This is a genomic window from Enhygromyxa salina (assembly GCF_000737335.2).
GTDB classification, from domain to species: domain Bacteria; phylum Myxococcota_A; class Polyangia; order Nannocystales; family Nannocystaceae; genus Plesiocystis; species Plesiocystis salina_C.
Window position 1 is genome coordinate 1 of record NZ_JMCC02000007.1, and the last position, 17,670, is coordinate 17,670.

Below are 17,670 nucleotides of genomic sequence, written 5' to 3' on the forward strand. Positions count from 1 at the left end.
GAACGAGAGACCGAGCAGGCTCGCCCGGCGGCGGAGAGTTCTCGAGACAGAGGTTCTCGACATTCGCGCACAGTACTCCAACAGTGAATCGCCAGGAAATACGTGGTCACCGGGATGAGCCGAGAACGACCGACGAGGTGTTCCCGGAGGTCTTGACGAGCGAGTCAGAGGCTGGTGTTGGCGTAGCTTTCTCCCACCGACCGTGACCATGAAGCAGCACGCGACCGCGTCGATGCCTGGCGCGTCGCAGACTGGTGGGTCCAGAACGCCAAAGAGCTCGCTCGATGGGGTGGTTGGGTTGTGCGCGGCGTGTCGGTCGCTGGCGCTCCCTCGATGGGCTGGTTCTGCTGTGCGCGGGGGCATGTGGGCCCACACTGATCGGTACTAGTACCCTGCCGCAGTGAATTTGATGGTTTGAGGCGCCGGGCCTGGCGTCCCTGGCGCGAAGCGAGGAAGGAGTGTGTCGGGCACACTCGACTGACGAGCGACAAAGCCAGGGGCGTCAGGAACTAGCCTCAAACCATCAAATTCACTGCGGCAGGGTACTAGCGGCTATCAGACACCTTCGCGGCGCTGCGGAGGCGCTCGCCAAACCTCCGAAGCGATCGATCGCGCTCGCGGATCACCTGTGCAAGTTGGCAAGACCACCCTCGAGCCCCGCACACGCCATTGTCAACTGCAACACCCGGTCATACGCGTCGCAGACGGGTCTGTCAGTTTAACACACGCGTCTGCACGGCTCACAGAGGTGTCTGTCAAGCTCGGGAACGCGTGTGCGAGCGTCGCGAAGACCCATGTCAGCCGCCCACGGGAATCGGTTCGGATCCAAGACCGCGAAGCAGTCGTAGCCGGACCCACACCCACAGCCGCCAATGTTGACGATCCGATCATCGAGGAGCTTGCCCGATCCCTCGAGCTTCAGCGCACTCGCGAAGTTGGCGGGGACGGTTGCGATTGTCTGGCCGTCGCAGGTGCCGATGTCCGTGTCCGCAGGCGGGTCGAAGTCGCCCTCATAGCTGACCCAGTAGTAGGTGAGATCGAAGACGCCGAGCGAGGCGCCTGGCTCACCCGGGCTCGTGTCCGTGGGGTCCGTCGCGTCGGACGAGGTCGTGTCGGTCGAGGTCGTGTCATCTGTCGATGTCGAGCTCGTGTCGCTCGTGAGCCCGTCTGTCGAGGTGCCCGCCGACTCACTGTCGCCGTGGGCCGTGGCGCAGGCGAGCGGGACCCAAAAGACGAGCAAAGCGAGGGAGGCCGGCCGCATGTGACGAGCGTAAGCTGGTGGCTGCGATAGCTCTCAATGAGCCATGAACGCCGTTCTGTGGGACTTGGAGCCCGCGTGGGAGAACTGGAGAAACCACCAGGGTGGCTGCGACGTCCCCCCGGCGACGCCGTCCGTGATCGTTGCTTGTCCGCACGCGACGCGGCGGACTACCCTGGGACCCCCCACCGAGAAGAGAAGATGAACCGACTCGCACTCCGATCCCTGGTCCTCGCGGCCACCGCCCTCGTCTTGACCACCTCTGCCTGTGATTCGGGCGCCACCAAGGCCGATGGCAAGAAAGACGCCGCCGCAGCCGATGCAGGCAAGGCCGACGCAGACAAGGCCGCCGCCGACAAGGCGGCCGCCGACAAGGCCGCCGCTGACGCGGCCGCCGCGGCGGGCGAGACCACTGGCGCCGAGGGCGATGGGTCCGATGACGGCGGCGAGACTGGCGAAGCAGCTCCGGCCGCTGGCGAAGAGGGCGGCGATGCGCCCCCGGCCGACGACAAGCCGGCTGGCGACACCGCCGAGAAGAAACCACCCGCCGAGAAGGCGCCTGCCGTCGCGAAGATCGACGGCAAGCCGCTGTTCGAGAGCAAGTGCAAGTCCTGCCACGGTATTGATGGCGCGGGCGACACGACGATCGGCAAGAAGGTCGAAATTCCCTCGTTGGTCAAGACCAAGCTTGGCCAAGGGAAGATTGTCTCGATAATCACCAACGGCGTGCCCGACACGAAGATGAAGGGCTACAAGGACAAGCTCTCGAAGGAAGAGATCGACGCGGTCGCTACCTACGTGAAGAAGCTGTAGTCGGCGCTTGGACGAAGGCTGCGGAGGAGACACGCGTCGGCGGGCGCGTGTGGGCTCCGTGGCCACGTCGGCGCAGCTCTAGAACATGATGGCCGGGCGACGATTGCTTGCGTTTGCCTGACGCTGCCGATCCTCGTTGGGATCGACGGCGTCAGGCGAAGGCCCAAGAGCGAAGGAAGCTACATTTGGTTGTCGGAACCTCCTCGATGACGAACAGCTCATGGACTTGGAGAAGCCATCAACGCCGTCGAGTGTATGCGGCAGATCCCAGGCCCGGCGCAGCTCCACATCGAAGCCATTGCTTGCGATGGGGTGGTTGAAGCAGCTTGGTTCGGGGTGGCTCGGATCCGGGCCAGCCTCGTTTGTGAACATCATCCGAGCACGGTGGCCCAGATTCGAGCCACCCGTGTTTGCGAACATCACCCGAGTAGGGTGGCCCAGATCCGGGCCACCCTCGGTTTTATCTGCATCATTAGATCAGAGTGGCCCAGATCCGGGCCACCCTCGTTTTATCTGCATCATTAGATCAGAGTGGCCCGAATCCGGGCCATCCTCGTTGTGCCTACATCATTGGGCCAAAGTGGCCCGGATTCGGGCCACTCTCAGTCAATCGGCGAAGTGTCATTGAGGTAGGTGGCCCGAATCTGGGCCACTTTGTTCCTCGATCAATGGTGGCCCGAATTCGGGCCACTGCTGATCCTGCAAATTGCCCCCACTTCACTTGCATTCACACACCAAGGCGTGTCATCCAAGACACATGCCTAGTCCCATTCACCAAGGCCTGCTGTATCTGGTCAAGCGCCACCCCGAGCTCGTGTTTTCGCTCGCTCGCAACTTCGATGATCCGATCCCAGATTCCTGCAAAAACTTCGAGGCGGCCGCCAACGAGCTCCCCGAACCCGCGCGCCTCGACAACATCGTCTATGCAGACCACGTGGTCGCAGCCGTGCTCGAGCCCACCCAGACCCGCTCTGGGCGCCGAAAACCGGTCCGTGTCGCCGGTCTCGCCCTCGAGATCCAGACCTACGACGACAAGCGCAAGTACTACACCTGGCTCAGCTACGCCGCAGGTGTCCGCCGCCTGTTCGAGTGCCGCGGATGGACAATGGTGTTCGCGCCGGATCCCGGGGTTCGACGTCGCGCCCAGAATATGTTCTTGAAAGAACCCCGCGCATCACCGTGGTTTGTTGATCCAAGTATGTTGCCACCCATTACACAATGGCAACTTGCGCTCGCCGACATTCCCCTTGCCGTGCTCACATCAGTGTTTCAGGCACGATCAGAGCACGCTGTGCCTTGTGCATGTGCCACTCTCGAAGCGCTCGCCAAATCGGACCTGGATTTTGACGAACGTCGGATCTATCATGACCTCGTGCTCGCCAGTCTGAAACAAGAACAGCTCGATCGAATCCCGCAAGAGATTCGGGACATTGACGAAGCGGACCCGCTCGGCCCCATGGAGCTGACCGGCGCTTACTACGTCCGCGGCCATCGGGAAGGCCGCGACGCCGGCCTCGAAGAAGGCGTTCAAAAGGGTCGTGAAGAGGGGCTACAAGAAGGCGTCCAAAAAGGCGTCCAAAAAGGCCTGCAACTCAAAGCGCGCCAAGTACTACAGCGTGTGCTCCGCCGCCGTGGCCTCGAACTCGATGACCTTCGGCAACAGCAGATCGAACGCTGCACCGATCTCACGCTGCTCGAGCACTGGCTCGATCAAGCGTTGACCGCCCGCACACTCGCCGAGGTCTTCGACCCGCCCTCACCTGGCTGAGAGGCTGAGAGGCTGAGAGGCTGAGCGGCTTAGCTCACAGCGTTGGCCGGAGCACAGGCGCGTTGTTGGCGACACATCGGGCAACGACGAGGCGGTCGCACCCACGGTCGAGGCGCGGCCATGGCACCAGACCAGCTCACCAGAATGTCCTAAACTGCGTGCCGTGACCGAGCTACCTCAGCTTCCCGCTTCCACTGTCGACGAGCTCAACGCGATCCGTGGTGGCTTCAACCAGCTGATCGGCCTGCGCTTCGTGAGCGCCAGCTACGACGAGGTCGTCGCCGAGCTCGAGCTCGACTCGACCCATCTCCAACCGTACGGGCTCGTGCACGGCGGGGTGTACTCGTCAATGGTCGAGACGCTCGCGTCGGTTGGCGCGGCGCTCAACCTCGAGCCGCTGGGTCGGCACACGGTCGGGCTCGACAACCACACCTCGTTCTTGCGGGCTGTGCGGTCCGGTGCCTTGGTCGGTCGTGCCCGGCCGCTGGCTCGTGGTCGGCGCACCCAGGTGTGGGAGGTCAACATCACGCACGAGGGGGAGCTTGTCGCGACGGGTCGGGTGCGCCTGCTGGGGATTGAAAAGGGCAGCACGGTCGCAGGCGAAGTGGTGACGGTCACGTCCGGTAACGGCGCGCTTCCAAAGTCCATGTAACGTGGGTTGCAATGCCGCGTAGAGGGCGACACAACTGCCCCCGACGTGCCAAGCCTGCGAATTGCGCTGACTGCTACGCTGATCCTGCTTGCAATGACGAGCGCGGTCGGCTGCGGTGTAGATGAGACGCCCGCGACCCAACAAGAGCAGCCGCCTGCTCCCGTCGAGGTCGCGTCGGCTCGTTCTGGGCAGCTGGTCGACGAGTGGGTGTTCATCGGCGAGGTCCGCTCGTTGCGCTCGGCCCAGCTCGCGCTGGGGGCCGGCGGTGAGATCGTGATGATCGAGGTGCGCGAGGGCGATCGGGTCGAGGCCGGCGCGCTGTTGGTCGAGATCGACAAGCGCCAGGCCAGCGCGCAGCTCTCGGCCGCGGTGTCGAGCCGACGCGAGAGCGAGCGTGAGCTGGACCAGGCCCGCCGCGAGGCAGACCGCGCGACTGCGCTGGGCGACGAGATCGTCCCCAGCGAGGAGATCGAGCGGCAAGGTGCGCGCGCGGACACCCTCGAGGCTCGCAAGCGTCGACTGGCCGCAGAGATCCGCGCAGCCCAAGCGCAGCTGTCCGACTATAAGCTCGCGGCTCCGTTCGCGGGCGTCGTCTCGGCCCGCTACGCCGATCTCGGCCAATGGCTCAACGCTGGGGAGACGGTGCTCGAGTTGGTAGCGACCGACGATCTCGAGATCCTCGTCGACGTCCGCCCCGAGCTCGCGTCGCATCTTCAGGTAGGCACGGATGTCGTCCTGCGCCCGGCGGGTGGGTTGCTGGGTGTTGGCACCCACGGGCCCGCGACGGGTGCGGCCGAGGTGCTCGCGGTGGTTCCCTCGCTCGATCGTGGCACCCGTACGCTCAAGGTTCGGCTGCGGCCGAGTGAAGCGCGGGCATGGTTGCTGCCTGGCGCGCCCGTCGACGTGGGCTTCGCTGTCCAGCATCAGACCGGTGAGCCGGGTCCGGCCGCGGACGCGGTGATCGTGCCCCGCGATGCCCTGGTGCTCGGGGCGATCGACACGCGCGTCGTCGTCGTCGTTGAAGGCAGCACGAGGTCGGTCTCCGTCGAGATCCTGGCCAGCACCGCCGACGAGGCGTTGGTGCTTGGCGAGGGCTTGGCGGCCGGCGCGGTCGTCGTGACCCGCGGGAACGAGCGCCTGCGACCCGGACAGGCGGTGCGAGCGATCAACGCAGACGGCGGTGACGCGGGCGCGGCTGATGAAGGGCCGGCCTCGTGAGCGAGCCGTCCTCGTCACCCTCGGCCGCGCCCAGCGCGAACTCGCTGCTCGCAACCATCATCGGGCGGCCGGTGACCGTGAGCGTGGGCCTGATCTTGGTGGTCCTCGCCGGGCTGCTGTCGATCGCCCGACTGCCGATCCAGCTCACCCCCGACGTGATGATCCCCTCGGTCACGGTGACCACGAGCTGGCCGGGCTCGAGCCCCGCCGAGGTCGAGGCCGAGCTGCTCGAGGATCAAGAAGAGGCGCTCAAGTCCGTCGTTGGCCTGACGCGCATGGAGTCCGAGGCCAAGCCCGACCAGGCTCAGATCACGCTCGAGTTCGAGGTTGGCACGGATCTCGACGTCGCGTTGGTGCGGGTCTCGAACGCGCTGACCGAGGTCGCTTCGTATCCCGAGGCCGCGGATCAACCCGTGGTCGCAACAGCAAGCAGCTCGGGCCCGCCACTGTCGATCATCGCCATTCGGGCCCCACCTGGCGAGACCAACAAAGACAAGCAAGCGGTCGCGCAGTATCGGACCTGGGTCGAGGACGACATCCTGCCGCGCTTCGAACGGATCCCGGGCGTCGCCAGCATCCGTCACATTGGTGGGCGTGACACCGAAGTTCACATTGACCTCGACGCGGGCGAGCTCGCGGCGCGCAACATTCGGATCTCCACGGTCGCCGAGCGCGTGCGCGGTGAGCTGGTCGACGTGTCGGCTGGTGACGTCACGCTTGGCAAGCGCCGGCTGCTGGTCCGCACGCTCCTGACCCCCAGCGAGGCCAAGCAGCTCGAGCAGGTCGTGATCGGGGCCGGCGCAGGCGGGACCCCGATCCTACTGGGCGACGTGGCCAGCGTGACGGTCGCGCTGCGCAAGCCCTTCGGCGTGGCGATGACCGACGATCGTCCGTCCATGGTGTTGCTCTTGTTCCGCGAGGCCGGGTCCAACGTGCTCGAGGTCTCGCAGCAGATCCGCGACACCGTTGACGAGCTGCAGCTCGAGAAGATGGGCCCCGAGGGGCTCACGATCGAGGTCCTCGACGATCAGACGGACTACATTCAGGGCGCGCTGGGGCTGGTCCGCCAGAACCTGGTGATCGGCAGCGGCCTGGCGATCCTGGTCTTGTGGTTGTTCCTGCGCAGCGTTGGCTCGGCCGGGTTGATCGGCCTGTCGATCCCCGTGTGTGTGTTTGGGACCGCGCTGGGCATGGCGGTGCTCGGGCGCACCGTCAACGTGGTCTCGCTGGCCGGCACCGCGTTCGCGGTAGGCATGGTCGTCGACAACTCGATCGTGGTGCTCGAGAGCATCGAGACGTGGCGCGAGCGCGTCGACACCATGTCCGAGGCCGCGCTGCGCGGGGTGGGTGAGGTCTGGGGCGCGCTGGTGGCCAGCACCGCCACGACCGCCGCCGTGTTCATCCCGGTGATCCTGTGGCAGGACGAGGTTGGCGAGCTGCTGCGCGACGTGGCGGCGGCGATCTCGGTCGCGGTGGTGGTGTCGCTGGTGGTCTCGGTGTTGGCGATCCCCAGCTTGGCGGCGCGCTTCTTGAAGACCAAGGCCGAGCGCGCGCGCGCGGGCGGTGGCGAGCCGCCCACCACGGTGGACGAGACCGGCGGATTGGGCCAGCGCATGCGCGCGCTGGTCGGGCGCCAGGTCGCGTGGCTCACGGCCAACTCGATGCGCGCGCTCGCGGTGTTCGTGGCGGCCGTCGGCGCTTCGGTCACGCTGGGCCTGTTGTTGCTCCCGCCAATGGAGTACCTGCCAACCGGCAACCGCAACTTGGTGTTTGGCATCATCACGCCGCCGCCCGGCTACTCGATCCCGGAGGTCGAGCAGATCGGCGAGCAGTTTCAGACCACCATCCGCGAGCACATCAACGTCGAAAAGGACGGCGTCCCGGCGATCCGGCGCAGCTTCTTCGTGGGTGATCCCAACCAGGTCTTCTGCGGCGCGGCGGCGGTTGACGAGACCCGCGCGAACGAGCTGGCGGGCTTTTATCGGCAGGTCCAAGCCGGGGTGCCGGGCACCTACGCGTTCGCCAGCCAGGCCTCGCTGTTCGCCAACCGGCTCGGGGGCGGTCGCGCGGTCGAGGTCGATCTCTCGGGCTCGGATCTACGCGAGCTCGTGGGCGCTGGGCTGGCGTTGATGGGGGCGATCCGCGAGGACATCCCGGGTGTCCAGCTGCGGCCGATCCCCTCGCTCGAGCTTGGCGCCCCGGAGCTGCAGGTGACCCCCAACCGCGGTGAGACGGCGAGCCTGCGCATGGGCGGCGCCGAGCTTGGCCAGGCCGTCGACACCTTGGTCGATGGCTCGATCATCGGCGAGTGGGGCAAAGAAGGCGAGTCCAAGATCGACGTGGTCCTGCGTGCGCTGGTGGCTCGCGCGCCCGGCGGTGACGCGGATCAGCTGACACCGAACGAGCTCGCCGCGGCGCCGGTCACCACGCCGACGGGTCAGGTGGTCCCGCTCGGGACCCTCGCGCAGATCCACGAGCGGCTTGGGCCCACGCAGATCCGCCGGATCGAGCGCTCGCGCTCGATCACCTTGCAGGTCACCCCTCCTGAGGATCTCGCGCTCGAGTCCGCGATGCAGCTGATCCGCACGCGCGTGGACCAGATGCAGCAGAGCGAGGCGATACCCGCTGGCGTGGGCGTTAAATTGTCGGGCACGGCCGGCAAGCTCGAGCAGACCAAGGGCCGCTTCGCGGAGGTGTTGCTGCTCGCCGTGGTGATCTCGTATCTGCTGCTCGCGGCCTTGTTCGAGGACTTCATCGCGCCCCTGGCCGTGCTCGTGACCGTGCCCTTGGCCGGCGCGGGCGGGGTGTTTGGCCTGTTGATCGTCGATCGCTTCTTGGGTGATCAGCCCTTCGACTTGATGACCGCGATGGGCTTCCTGATCTTGATCGGGGTCGTGGTCAACAATGCGATCTTGGTCGTCGACGGCGCGCTGGCGCGACTGCGCGAGGGCAGCCCGCTCGCGCTCGCGGTCCCCGGCGCCGTCGAAGCGCGGGTCCGGCCGATCTTCATGAGCGCCCTGACGTCGCTGGCCGGGTTGGTGCCCATGGTCGTGTTCCCGGGCTCTGGCTCCGAGCTGTATCGCGGCGTTGGGGCGGTCGTGTTGGGCGGATTGGCGCTGTCGACGGTGCTCACGCTCTACGTGGTGCCGTGCGCGTTCAAGCTGGTGTGGCGTCTGCGAGGGGGTCGCTGAGGCCGTGCGCGACCGGGTGCTTGGCGATCAGCTGATCAGTCGCAGGCTTCTTTGACCATGTACATCATCTGACCGTCGTCGCCGCAAAACCAGTTGTCGCCGTTGTTGTCGCAGCAGCCCTCGTACGAGAGCTCGCCACATTCGTTGCCTTCGACCAACCCCGGGGGGCACACGATCGGGTGGTTGCCCCCGGGATCCTCACCGTTTCCGCCGCAGGCGTAGAAGGCCTCGGCTTCAACCCAACCACAGCTCGCTGGCGGGTCGCCGTCGCCGTCGCCAGTGGTTGGGTCTGGATCACCATCACCATCACCGTCGCCGTCGCCGTCGCCGTCGCCCGTAGTGGTTGGATCCGGGTCGCCATCGCCATCGCCGGGGTCACCGTCGCCGTCGCCGCTCATCGAGGTTGGCGTGTCGGAGTCCGAAGTCTCGGTCTCGTCCCCGTCGCCGTTGGTGTTGCTGCCGTTGTTGGTGAACGTCGCCGAGGTCGTCGTGAGCGAGGCGAACTGATCCGTGTCGTCCCCGGACACGCACGCGCCGAGCGAGAGGAGCAAAATTGAGGCAAGGGAAAGGTTGCGCTGGGTCATGTGAATCACGGTGATCGACGGGGAACCTAGCCCACGAGCGGCGCGCGACTCAAGCCAGCGCTGCGTTTGGCCCCATGAGCAGCTGAGCGCTGCGCTCAGAACACGACTTGCAGCCCCAAGCTGCCCCCCGCCTGCAGCCGCCCTGGCCGTTGGTCGAAGTAGTAGCTCGCGTCCGCCCGCAAGTAGAGCGACAGCCGAGGTGCCTTGCGAAACGGAAAGCGCAGGCCCAGCCCCGCTTGGGCGCCGTGACGCGACGCGATCTCGGTCGAGGCCATGCCATCGAACGAGAACCCGTGATCGCCGGATTTGCCACAGCCGCAGTCGAGGTCCGCGCCCCCGTCGAAGTTGGCCTCGACCAGGTGGGTGTAGCCAAGTGAGTAGCTTGGCCGCACCCACGAGAACATCCGCAGCTCGTGACGGACGCCCAAGAGCCCCTGCGCAGCCACGCCGACCGGGAGCGCGTGCGCCCCCGCCCCGAGCTCACCAGTGACGTACAGGCCTCGAACCACCCGCACGCCAAGTCCAAGCTGCAGCGAAGCACCGACCGCTGGCGCGGCGTCGAGGAACCGGCCGTAGACCCGCGGGCCAACGTGGATCTCCATGCGGCGATGGTCGAGATCCGCGAGCCGAGCTTCGGGGCCGACAGGAGGCGTGAGGAGTAGGCTAGCGAGCGCGAGTCCAGGCAGCATGAACCCTCGAACACCGAGGGCGCCGAGCTGCGTCACCTTGGGCCCAATGAATCTGCGCTGCCTGGCTCACGACACGCATGTCGGTGTGCTGCGGCTGTGATGCTCAGGGCACCGGCGCTGGCTCGGGCGAGTCTTCGCTGGGCGCGGTCGGCTCGGGTTCGGGCTCGGGTTCGGGCGCGGGCGGTTCGGGCTCGGGTTCGGGTTCGGGTTCGGGCTGCGGCTGCGGCTGCGGCGTGGGTGCAGCCTCCTCCAGCAGCTTCAGCGCCTCCGAGGGCAGCAGCTTCCCACCGTCGCGCAGCTCCCAGCTCTGCTCGCGCGCAGCCTGGGCCGCCAGCGCTTGCTTCTTCGAGTAGCGCATCGCCTTGCCAAACTCTTTGGCGACCATCTGCAGCACCACCCGCGCCGAGGTCTCGTTGAACTGATAGCGAAACACCAGCTGTCGCTTGTTTCGCTCGAGGGTCATGCCCGAGATGATCCCGCCCGCGACATCCCAAACGCCGACCTTCGTCAGATCCACCTCGAGCTGATCGGTCCAGTAGGTCTGCGCCTTCTCGGCGTGGTCGGTCTCCAAGAAGTCGAGCTTGATCACCAGCTCGGGGTTGTTGGCCGCCTCCCACATGAGCTCCGCGCGGCTGGGGATCTCAATCGGAAAGTCGGGGCCGACGCGGACCATGCCGCGGATGTCCTCGACCACCAGCTGAATCCCGGCCTTGGGCTCTGCGTAGGTGTAGCGCTTGATCTTCGCAATGTTGGCGACGAAGTTGCCCGAGGTGTTGCCCTTGCTGGCGTCGGGGCCGGCGATGACCTGCTCGACGAAGGCCTCGCGCAGATACAGCGCGACGTCGTCCCCGGGCAGCAACACGAACTGGCGATCGTCAGTGTTCTCGGCCTCGATGTCGGGGTTTTTGTAGCGCGGGTCGCCGACCCGCACCCCCTCTTCCTCGCGCCAGTCGACCACCAAGCCCTGCTTGGCGCACGCGCGATCGATGCCTGCCGCCATCTCGGCGTGGCCAAACTTGTACTGCACCGCGACGAAGGCCTGGGTCTGATCCGTGGCGTCGGGGCTGCCCATGACCACGTACTCGAAGTCCTCCCAGATGTTGAAGCCAGCGTCGTCGACCAGCAGCCGAAAGTCTCGCAGCGGCGCCATGATCTCTGTTGCCGCGTCACGAAACGGGAGCTTCTTGATCCGGCTGTTGGCCAGCACCAGCGTCCACGTGGCGTTGGGGGGCACGAGCGCCTTGATCTTCGAGGTCTTGTGCCCGAACTTGGGCTTGGGCTCCGGGTCGGGCTCGGGCTCGGGCAGCGAAGCCTCGGCGTCTGGATCTGGTGGTTGCTCGACCGGTGGCGGCGTTGCCTCTTCGGGCTCGGGTGGGTCTTCGGGCGGCGGCTCGGGCTCGTCATCGACCTCACCTTGGGCCTTGTCGGGCTCGATCTGCTTGACGTCGAACTCGATGAAGTCGATGTCGTAGTCGGGCAGCTCCTCGCTGAACTCGACCGGTTCGTGCTGGACGTTGAAGGCCCACACGAAGGCGACCACGAACACCGCGTGGGCGAGGAGCGACAGGGCGCCGGACAGGCTGTATCGGGTCTGCTCGCGCACGAAGGTCAGCAGAATAGCAAACCGCCACGTTCGCGCCCGGGCACCCGCTCACACCCGGGGTTTTCGCGCCAATTGGCGCGAGGAGTTGACCCAGCGGGGCCACGCCGGATCAGTTCAGGAGGTGGCGCTGGGGTGGGTGCTGCTCGAGCATCTCGCGGATCTGCGGGACCTCGGGGTGCAGGGCGGCGAGCAGCTCGAGGGTATCCGCGACCCGCTCGAGCTCGTCGGCCATGCCGAAGTGGCGGCGCAGGTTCTCCAGCATGCGCGTCAGGATCAGCCGGGAGTGGCATGGACGCAGGTGCACGTGGAGCTCGGGCGAGTCGGGCTCCACGTGGTGACCGACGACGCTGGTGAACAACGCGGCGAGCTCGTCGAGCAGCAACCGCCGGCCGCCGCGGAAGGGATCCCACACCTGGGGCTCGGCCCCGGCTTCTTCGGGCTGCAGCCCAACTAAAAAGTGGCCAGGGAAGCTCAGCCCGTGCAGCTCGACCCCGCAGCGCTCGGCGAGGTGGATCGCCAGCACCGACAAGCTGATCGGCAGACCCAGGCGGCGCTCGAGCACCCGATCCATCAGGCTGTTGCGTGGGTCCTCGTAGCTGCGAATGTTGCCGCGGAACCGGTTGCGGCGCAGAAACTCGAGCACGCCCTCGGTGACATCGACGGCGCCCGCTCGGCCGGCGCAGTGATCCACGACCGCGTGCTCGATCTCGGTCTGGGCCACGCGGGCTTCGGCCCAGGTGTCGCCGTCTTGCAGCGCGGCCGCGTAGAGCATCGCCGAGTCGAACAGCGGCACTGCGGCCTCCGAAGGACCGACCAAGTCGGTGAAGCGGTGGAGTAGATCGACGCGCAACTCAGGCTCCCCAGCGTTCTACGATCTGCTTGACGCGCTCGCGGACCGCGGCCTCGTAGTATTGATGGAAGGTGTCCCAGGTGCACAGCGTGGTCGGATCTTCCACGCGATCGACGAACAGCTTGCCCCACAGGTGATCGACCTCGTGCTGGAAGGTGCCCGCGCTGATCCCACGGACCTCGAAGTCGAGCGGCTGGCCTTCGCGGTCGAGGGCGCGCACACGCAGCTGGGCGTGGCGCCGCACCACCCCACGCAAGTTGGGGACCGACAGGCAGCCCTCGAAATTTTCAAACGTGTCGTCCCCGAGCGGCTCGAGCTTGGGGTTGATCAACACCGTCAGCGGGATGTTGGGCTTGTAGGGGTAGCGGGGGTTGTCCTTGACCTCGATCGCGCACGCTTGAACGGGCTCGAACACCTGGTTGGCCGCGAGCCCGGCCCCCTTGGCGTGGCGCATGGTGGCGATTAGATCGTCGATGAAGCCCTGAAATTCGGGGGTCTTCAGCTCTTCAGCAGAGACCTCGCGTGCGTGCTGGCGCAGCACTGGTTCGCCGATCTGGGCGATGGGTCGGATCGTCACGCGCCGAGTCTAGCAGGGGTTCTTGGCGCGTCGCGCTTGATTTGACCAAGGGTCGGCGTGGGAAGCGGCGCACCTCGCTGCGTCGTTCTCTATTTGCTGGTGTCGGGGCTCGCTTCGGGTTCCGTCGTGGCTGGCATGGCTGGCATGTCCGGCATGTCCGGTGGTGGCTGGCTTGGTGCGCCACAGTTCGCGCCCGCGAAGAATTGCGCGAAGAACTCGGGACCACGCTCGAGCGGCCAGCGCTCGACGGTCTCGGCAGCGAGCACCCCCGCAGACGTGCCGTCGAGGATCCGGCACACAGGCATGGCCGTGCCGGGTCGCCACACCGCGACGAGATCCTCGGTGCGCAGCGCCTGCTCGGACGAGCCGACCCAGCGCGCGAGGGCGGTGGTGTCGGCCACGTAGAGATCGACTGTGGCGTCATCGACGAGCCGGTGGATCGTCAAGCCGCGATCGTCGAGCTCGACGAACACGCCCGCGCCCCCGTCTTGTGCGGTGCCACCGAGCACGGCCAGCTCCCACACGCGACCGCCCTCACCCGCGTGGATCGGCACCGCCTCGGTCGCGTGGCGATCGAGGCGCGCGATCGATCCGTCCAAGAACCCGATGACGAGGGTTGGGTCGGCGTCGCGCAGTGGCACCCACGCGAGCGTTGTCGCGGCGCCGGGGAGCTCGATCGAGGTCACCGTACCGGCGGTGTCGATCCGCTCGAGGGTGCCGCCGCCAAATGGCTGCACGACCGCGAGGGTGCCGTCGTTGGCGATCGCGGCCAGGGTCCCGGCGTCGACCGTCTGACCGGCCTGCGGCGCGGCGGCCTGCACGACTGGCTTGCGCGCGTGCAGATCCACGATGTGTCGCTCGAAGCTCGAGACGTGGGCCGACCACAGCCCGTTGGCGGAGAAGCGAGGCGCGCCAGCGAGGGCGTCGGGGCCCGCGGTCCAGCCCAGCGAGGCGCCCGGCGCCAGCCAGCTCTGCGCCGCCGCCCCGGGGGCCCACGCGAGCACGAGCGAGCCATCTGGGCTGAGGCCGATGTCCAGGCTGGTGGCGTCGTCCGAGATGCCCAGCACCTGCGCGGCCCCGTCGGGCACCCGGAGCACGCGGACCAGCGCCTGCGAAGTCTCGCCGTAGCTCGTCGCGCTGGTCGTCAGGATCTGCGCCTGCGCGTCGAGCTGGATCATGAAGGGATACACAGGTGGGCCGGGCACGGGCTGCTCACCCTCCTGCGGCTGAGATGGCAGCACCTGCCACGGGGCCTCGACGCGGATCGATCGGTGGCCGGCGGCGTCCAGCGACCACAGCCGATAGCTGGTCCGCGGCTCGAGCGTGGCGGTGACGAGCTGCGCGCTGCCGCTGGCGCCAGCGAGCAGATCCGGGTGCTCTTCAGCGGGGGCCATCCAGCCAGCCTCGGCGGGTCGGGCCCAGGCCACGACCGCGAGGTTGCCCAGGCCGTCGCCGATCGCGGCGTGGTGATGATCGATCGCCAGCTCGCGGTTCTCGCCCGCTCGCCAGCCTCGCTCGGGGGGCTGTTCGGCCCAGCCCGGGAAGTGATCCAGGATCAGCACCTCTTCCTTGGGCCCCAGCGCAAAGTCGCCGGTTGGCAGGTTGGGCTGGGCGGTGCTCGCTGGCGTGGGGTTGCCGCTGGCGTCGGTCCAAAACGCCCATGGCTTGACCAGCGCGAGCGGGTAGTGGGCTTGGTCTTCCAGCCGGCGGCCGATCAGCCCGGCGTTGTTGCGGTCGTAGATCTCTCGGTAGATCACGCCCCCGCGCGAGACCACGCCCAGGTCGCTGTCGATCGGCGCGCTCGGGACCAGCTGGCGCGCGCGCTGCTGGCTGGGCTGCCAGACTTCTACGTAGTCCGCGGCCGCGCCGGGAAAATCGAGGGCGGCCGCGGCTCGCAGCGCCGCTTGCTCTTCCGGCGGGACCGCCTGCATGCCGCCGTCGTCGAAGCTCGCCAGCGGGTGCGTGGCGATGCCCTCGCGCAGCGCCCACTGGCGCAGCTCGGCCGCGGCGATCACACCGCCGCTTGGCGACAACGCCAGCCCCGTGACGAACGCGTGGCCGACCATCGACCAGACCAGCTGGGGCTGTGGCTCGCGGGTCCACATTTGGATGTGATGGCCGTCGCTGACCACCAGGTGCGGACCGGCGACGGCCATCGCCGTGATCGGGCTGCTTGGGCCGTTTGGGTTGCCCAGCGTGAACGCGCGCGATGGCTGGGTCGCGTGGGCCGGCCACTCGAGCACGCGGCCGTCGAAGCCCGCCGTGTACCAGACGCCGTCGGGCGCGACTTGGAGCGCGGCGAGGCCACCCGGGTGCGCGCGCGAGGCCGCGAGCAGCTTGCCGTTGGCCCAGATCCGAACCCAGCCGTCGGCGTCGCCGCTGGCGAGGCGCCACTGCTCGTCGGCGCGAGGGGGGAGGAGGGCGAGATCGACGATCGCGGCGCTGTGGAAGGGGAGGGCGATCTCGGTTGGGCGTAGGGTTGGGGTGGTGGTGGCGAGGGTGGGGGCGCTGGTCTGGGTCGCCGTGACGGTGGGCGTGCAGCCCAGCGAGGTGAGCGTGAGGGCGAGGAGCAGACGGCGGGGGCGGGGCACGGATCGAGACTAGCTCCAAATCAGCGCTGAGATTGGCAAAGCTGAATGATTTTGGGCTGGTACGAGCCGCCAGGAGCCACACGGGCTGTGCCTTCGAGCCGGAGCTGCGGCCGCGCTCGCGTTCGCCGAGGCGGAGGTCCACGACCCCTCGGCCTGCCCAGCGGATCCTCGAGGTGCTCGAGGCCGCCGAGGGACCGTCCAAGCGACGGGCTCAGGACGAGTGCCGCATGCGCTCGGCCTCGGTTGGCGACGCGCTCACCGAGTTCGTCGACGGTGGGGCCGTGGTCGAGACCGAGCTTGAGTATCGGGGCGCGCGCTGACGGTTCCACGTGCGGGGTTTCGGTGAGTTCCCTGGGAGTCGTGGGGGCACGGGAAACGGAAACATCGATTGGCTTGGAGACGACATCAAATAGCTCGCTCGCTCTCACCTGCGAGCTTCAACGGGGCCGCCCTCCATCGAGGGCGGAAAGGTGGCGAAGGCCATGAAGGCGAAGAAGCAGTGCTGCTTCAACGGGGCCGCCCTCAATCGAGGGCGGAAAGGTCATCTTCGCCCGAGAGGGAGTCGAGCGAGCCAACGCTTCAACGGGGCCGCCCTCAATCGAGGGCGGAAAGATGGAGGCTGCGGAGCAAGACTGGAGTCAGGTGGCGCGCTTCAACGGGGCCGCCCTCAATCGAGGGCGGAAAGCCGTTGCCGGGTCGCTGTCTTGGGGCTCGCCGAGCAAGCTTCAACAAGACCGCCCTCAATCGAGGGCGGAAAGGGGGGCCAAGATCAGGCTCAAGGCTGGCGGGGTGCTTCAACGGGGCCGCCCTCAATCGAGGGCGGAAAGCCGGTCATCCCCTCGAGCTCACAGCCGCGGCAGCCGCCGTGCTTCAACGGGGCCGCCCTCAATCGAGGGCGGAAAGCCGGTCATCCCCTCGAGCTCACAGCCGCGGCAGCCGCCGTGCTTCAACGGGGCCGCCCTCAATCGAGGGCGGAAAGATAGTGACGATCCACGACAAGCACGAGGCACTGCAATGGGCTTCAACGGGGCCGCCCTCAATCGAGGGCGGAAAGCCGTGCTCGCGCCGAGTGAGCGCGGCGGCGGCATCGTCATTGCTTCAACGGGGCCGCCCTCAATCGAGGGCGGAAAGCTGGTCCAGCGGGATAGCCAAGGTCTCGACCGCGAGCGCCCAGCTTCAACGGGGCCGCCCTCAATCGAGGGCGGAAAGCCACTCGCGGTAGCCTCCGAGCGATGGGGATGACGCTTCAACGGGGCCGCCCTCAATCGAGGGCGGAAAGACTCGTGGAGTTTCCCAATGTCGGCCTCTACTCCGCTTCAACGGGGCCGCCCTCAATCGAGGGCGGAAAGGGGCGGGCTCGTGTCCGACTATGACCTCGCGCTCACGGGCTTCAACGGGGCCGCCCTCAATCGAGGGCGGAAAGTCGAGTGCGCGCCGCTCGGGGTGCTCGGTGGGATCGCGGCTTCAACGGGGCCGCCCTCAATCGAGGGCGGAAAGGAATGAGCCCGACCATGGGAGGCGGCAAGTCGATATCGTCGCTTCAACGGGGCCGCCCTCAATCGAGGGCGGAAAGGCGTGCATGACCGCCGAGCAAGCGGCCGGGCTCCGGCTTCAACGGGGCCGCCCTCAATCGAGGGCGGAAAGCGGCGGCCACCTGTGGGCGCAACGGCGAAGCGACTCGCCGCTTCAACGGGGCCGCCCTCAATCGAGGGCGGAAAGGCGGTCAGCGGCCGAGTGCTGTGGGTAATCGAGGCGCTTCAACGGGGCCGCCCTCAATCGAGGGCGGAAAGCCGGCCGCGTCTACAAGCGAGGCGACGAGATCCCACGCTTCAACGGGGCCGCCCTCAATCGAGGGCGGAAAGGCCAGGCTGCGCAG

At 67.3% G+C, this 17,670-nt stretch carries 12 protein-coding genes and 1 CRISPR repeat array (1 of these 13 only partly in view); of the genes, 5 read left to right on the plus strand and 7 right to left on the minus strand.

The features are described from left to right. Positions 1-718 precede the first annotated feature (718 nt). Entirely contained in the window at positions 719-1,261 is a 543-nt protein-coding gene (locus DB30_RS03220; protein ID WP_052546490.1) for a hypothetical protein, read from the minus strand. A 198-nt stretch (positions 1,262-1,459) separates the two neighbouring features. Between DB30_RS03220 and DB30_RS03225 the strand changes: the two genes are divergently transcribed. The 5 genes from DB30_RS03225 to DB30_RS03245 all read left to right on the plus strand — a co-directional run bounded on the left by DB30_RS03225 (position 1,460) and on the right by DB30_RS03245 (position 8,900). Continuing rightward, the gene (locus DB30_RS03225) at positions 1,460-2,071 is read left to right on the plus strand and encodes a c-type cytochrome (protein WP_146657943.1); all 612 of its coding nucleotides are present in this window, start codon (positions 1,460-1,462) and stop codon (positions 2,069-2,071) included. Between the two features lie 814 nt (positions 2,072-2,885). Next, positions 2,886-3,839, plus strand: a complete 954-nt coding sequence (locus tag DB30_RS03230; protein ID WP_240480152.1) for a Yae1 family protein — start codon at positions 2,886-2,888, stop codon at positions 3,837-3,839. Positions 3,840-4,002: 163 nt separating this feature from the next. Beyond that, a complete protein-coding gene (locus tag DB30_RS03235; RefSeq protein ID WP_052546493.1) occupies positions 4,003-4,491 on the plus strand; it encodes a PaaI family thioesterase in 489 nt (162 codons plus the stop codon). Between the two features lie 93 nt (positions 4,492-4,584). Continuing rightward, positions 4,585-5,709 carry an efflux RND transporter periplasmic adaptor subunit gene (locus DB30_RS03240; protein ID WP_052546494.1) on the plus strand — a complete coding sequence of 375 codons (1,125 nt, stop codon included), beginning with the start codon at positions 4,585-4,587 and terminating at the stop codon, positions 5,707-5,709. Further along, the gene (locus tag DB30_RS03245) at positions 5,706-8,900 is read left to right on the plus strand and encodes an efflux RND transporter permease subunit (RefSeq protein ID WP_052546495.1); all 3,195 of its coding nucleotides are present in this window, start codon (positions 5,706-5,708) and stop codon (positions 8,898-8,900) included. Before DB30_RS03240 ends, DB30_RS03245 begins: the two co-directional genes overlap by 4 nt. Positions 8,901-8,935: 35 nt before the next feature. Here DB30_RS03245 and DB30_RS41190 read toward each other — a convergent pair whose 3' ends face one another. The 6 genes from DB30_RS41190 to DB30_RS03275 form a co-directional block, all read right to left on the minus strand. Beyond that, positions 8,936-9,484, minus strand: coding sequence for a hypothetical protein (locus DB30_RS41190; protein WP_052546496.1), 549 nt, complete (start codon positions 9,482-9,484; stop codon positions 8,936-8,938). A gap of 95 nt (positions 9,485-9,579) precedes the next feature. Further along, on the minus strand, positions 9,580-10,173 hold the full coding sequence (locus DB30_RS03255) for a hypothetical protein (RefSeq protein ID WP_146657944.1): 594 nt from the start codon (positions 10,171-10,173) through the stop codon (positions 9,580-9,582). A gap of 103 nt (positions 10,174-10,276) precedes the next feature. Beyond that, positions 10,277-11,776 (minus strand): hypothetical protein, encoded by a 1,500-nt coding sequence (locus tag DB30_RS41195; RefSeq protein WP_052546498.1) that lies wholly within the window; start codon positions 11,774-11,776, stop codon positions 10,277-10,279. A gap of 109 nt (positions 11,777-11,885) precedes the next feature. Continuing rightward, positions 11,886-12,626, minus strand: coding sequence for a transglutaminase family protein (locus DB30_RS03265; RefSeq protein WP_052546499.1), 741 nt, complete (start codon positions 12,624-12,626; stop codon positions 11,886-11,888). Between the two features lies 1 nt (position 12,627). Further along, on the minus strand, positions 12,628-13,203 hold the full coding sequence (gene def, locus DB30_RS03270; protein WP_052546500.1) for a peptide deformylase: 576 nt from the start codon (positions 13,201-13,203) through the stop codon (positions 12,628-12,630). A gap of 89 nt (positions 13,204-13,292) precedes the next feature. Further along, complete coding sequence (locus DB30_RS03275; RefSeq protein ID WP_052546501.1) at positions 13,293-15,794, minus strand: WD40 repeat domain-containing protein; 2,502 nt, start codon at positions 15,792-15,794, stop codon at positions 13,293-13,295. A gap of 434 nt (positions 15,795-16,228) precedes the next feature. Continuing rightward, positions 16,229-17,670: a CRISPR direct-repeat array (repeat unit 36 nt; unit sequence GCTTCAACGGGGCCGCCCTCAATCGAGGGCGGAAAG); it runs 7,305 nt beyond the window's last position.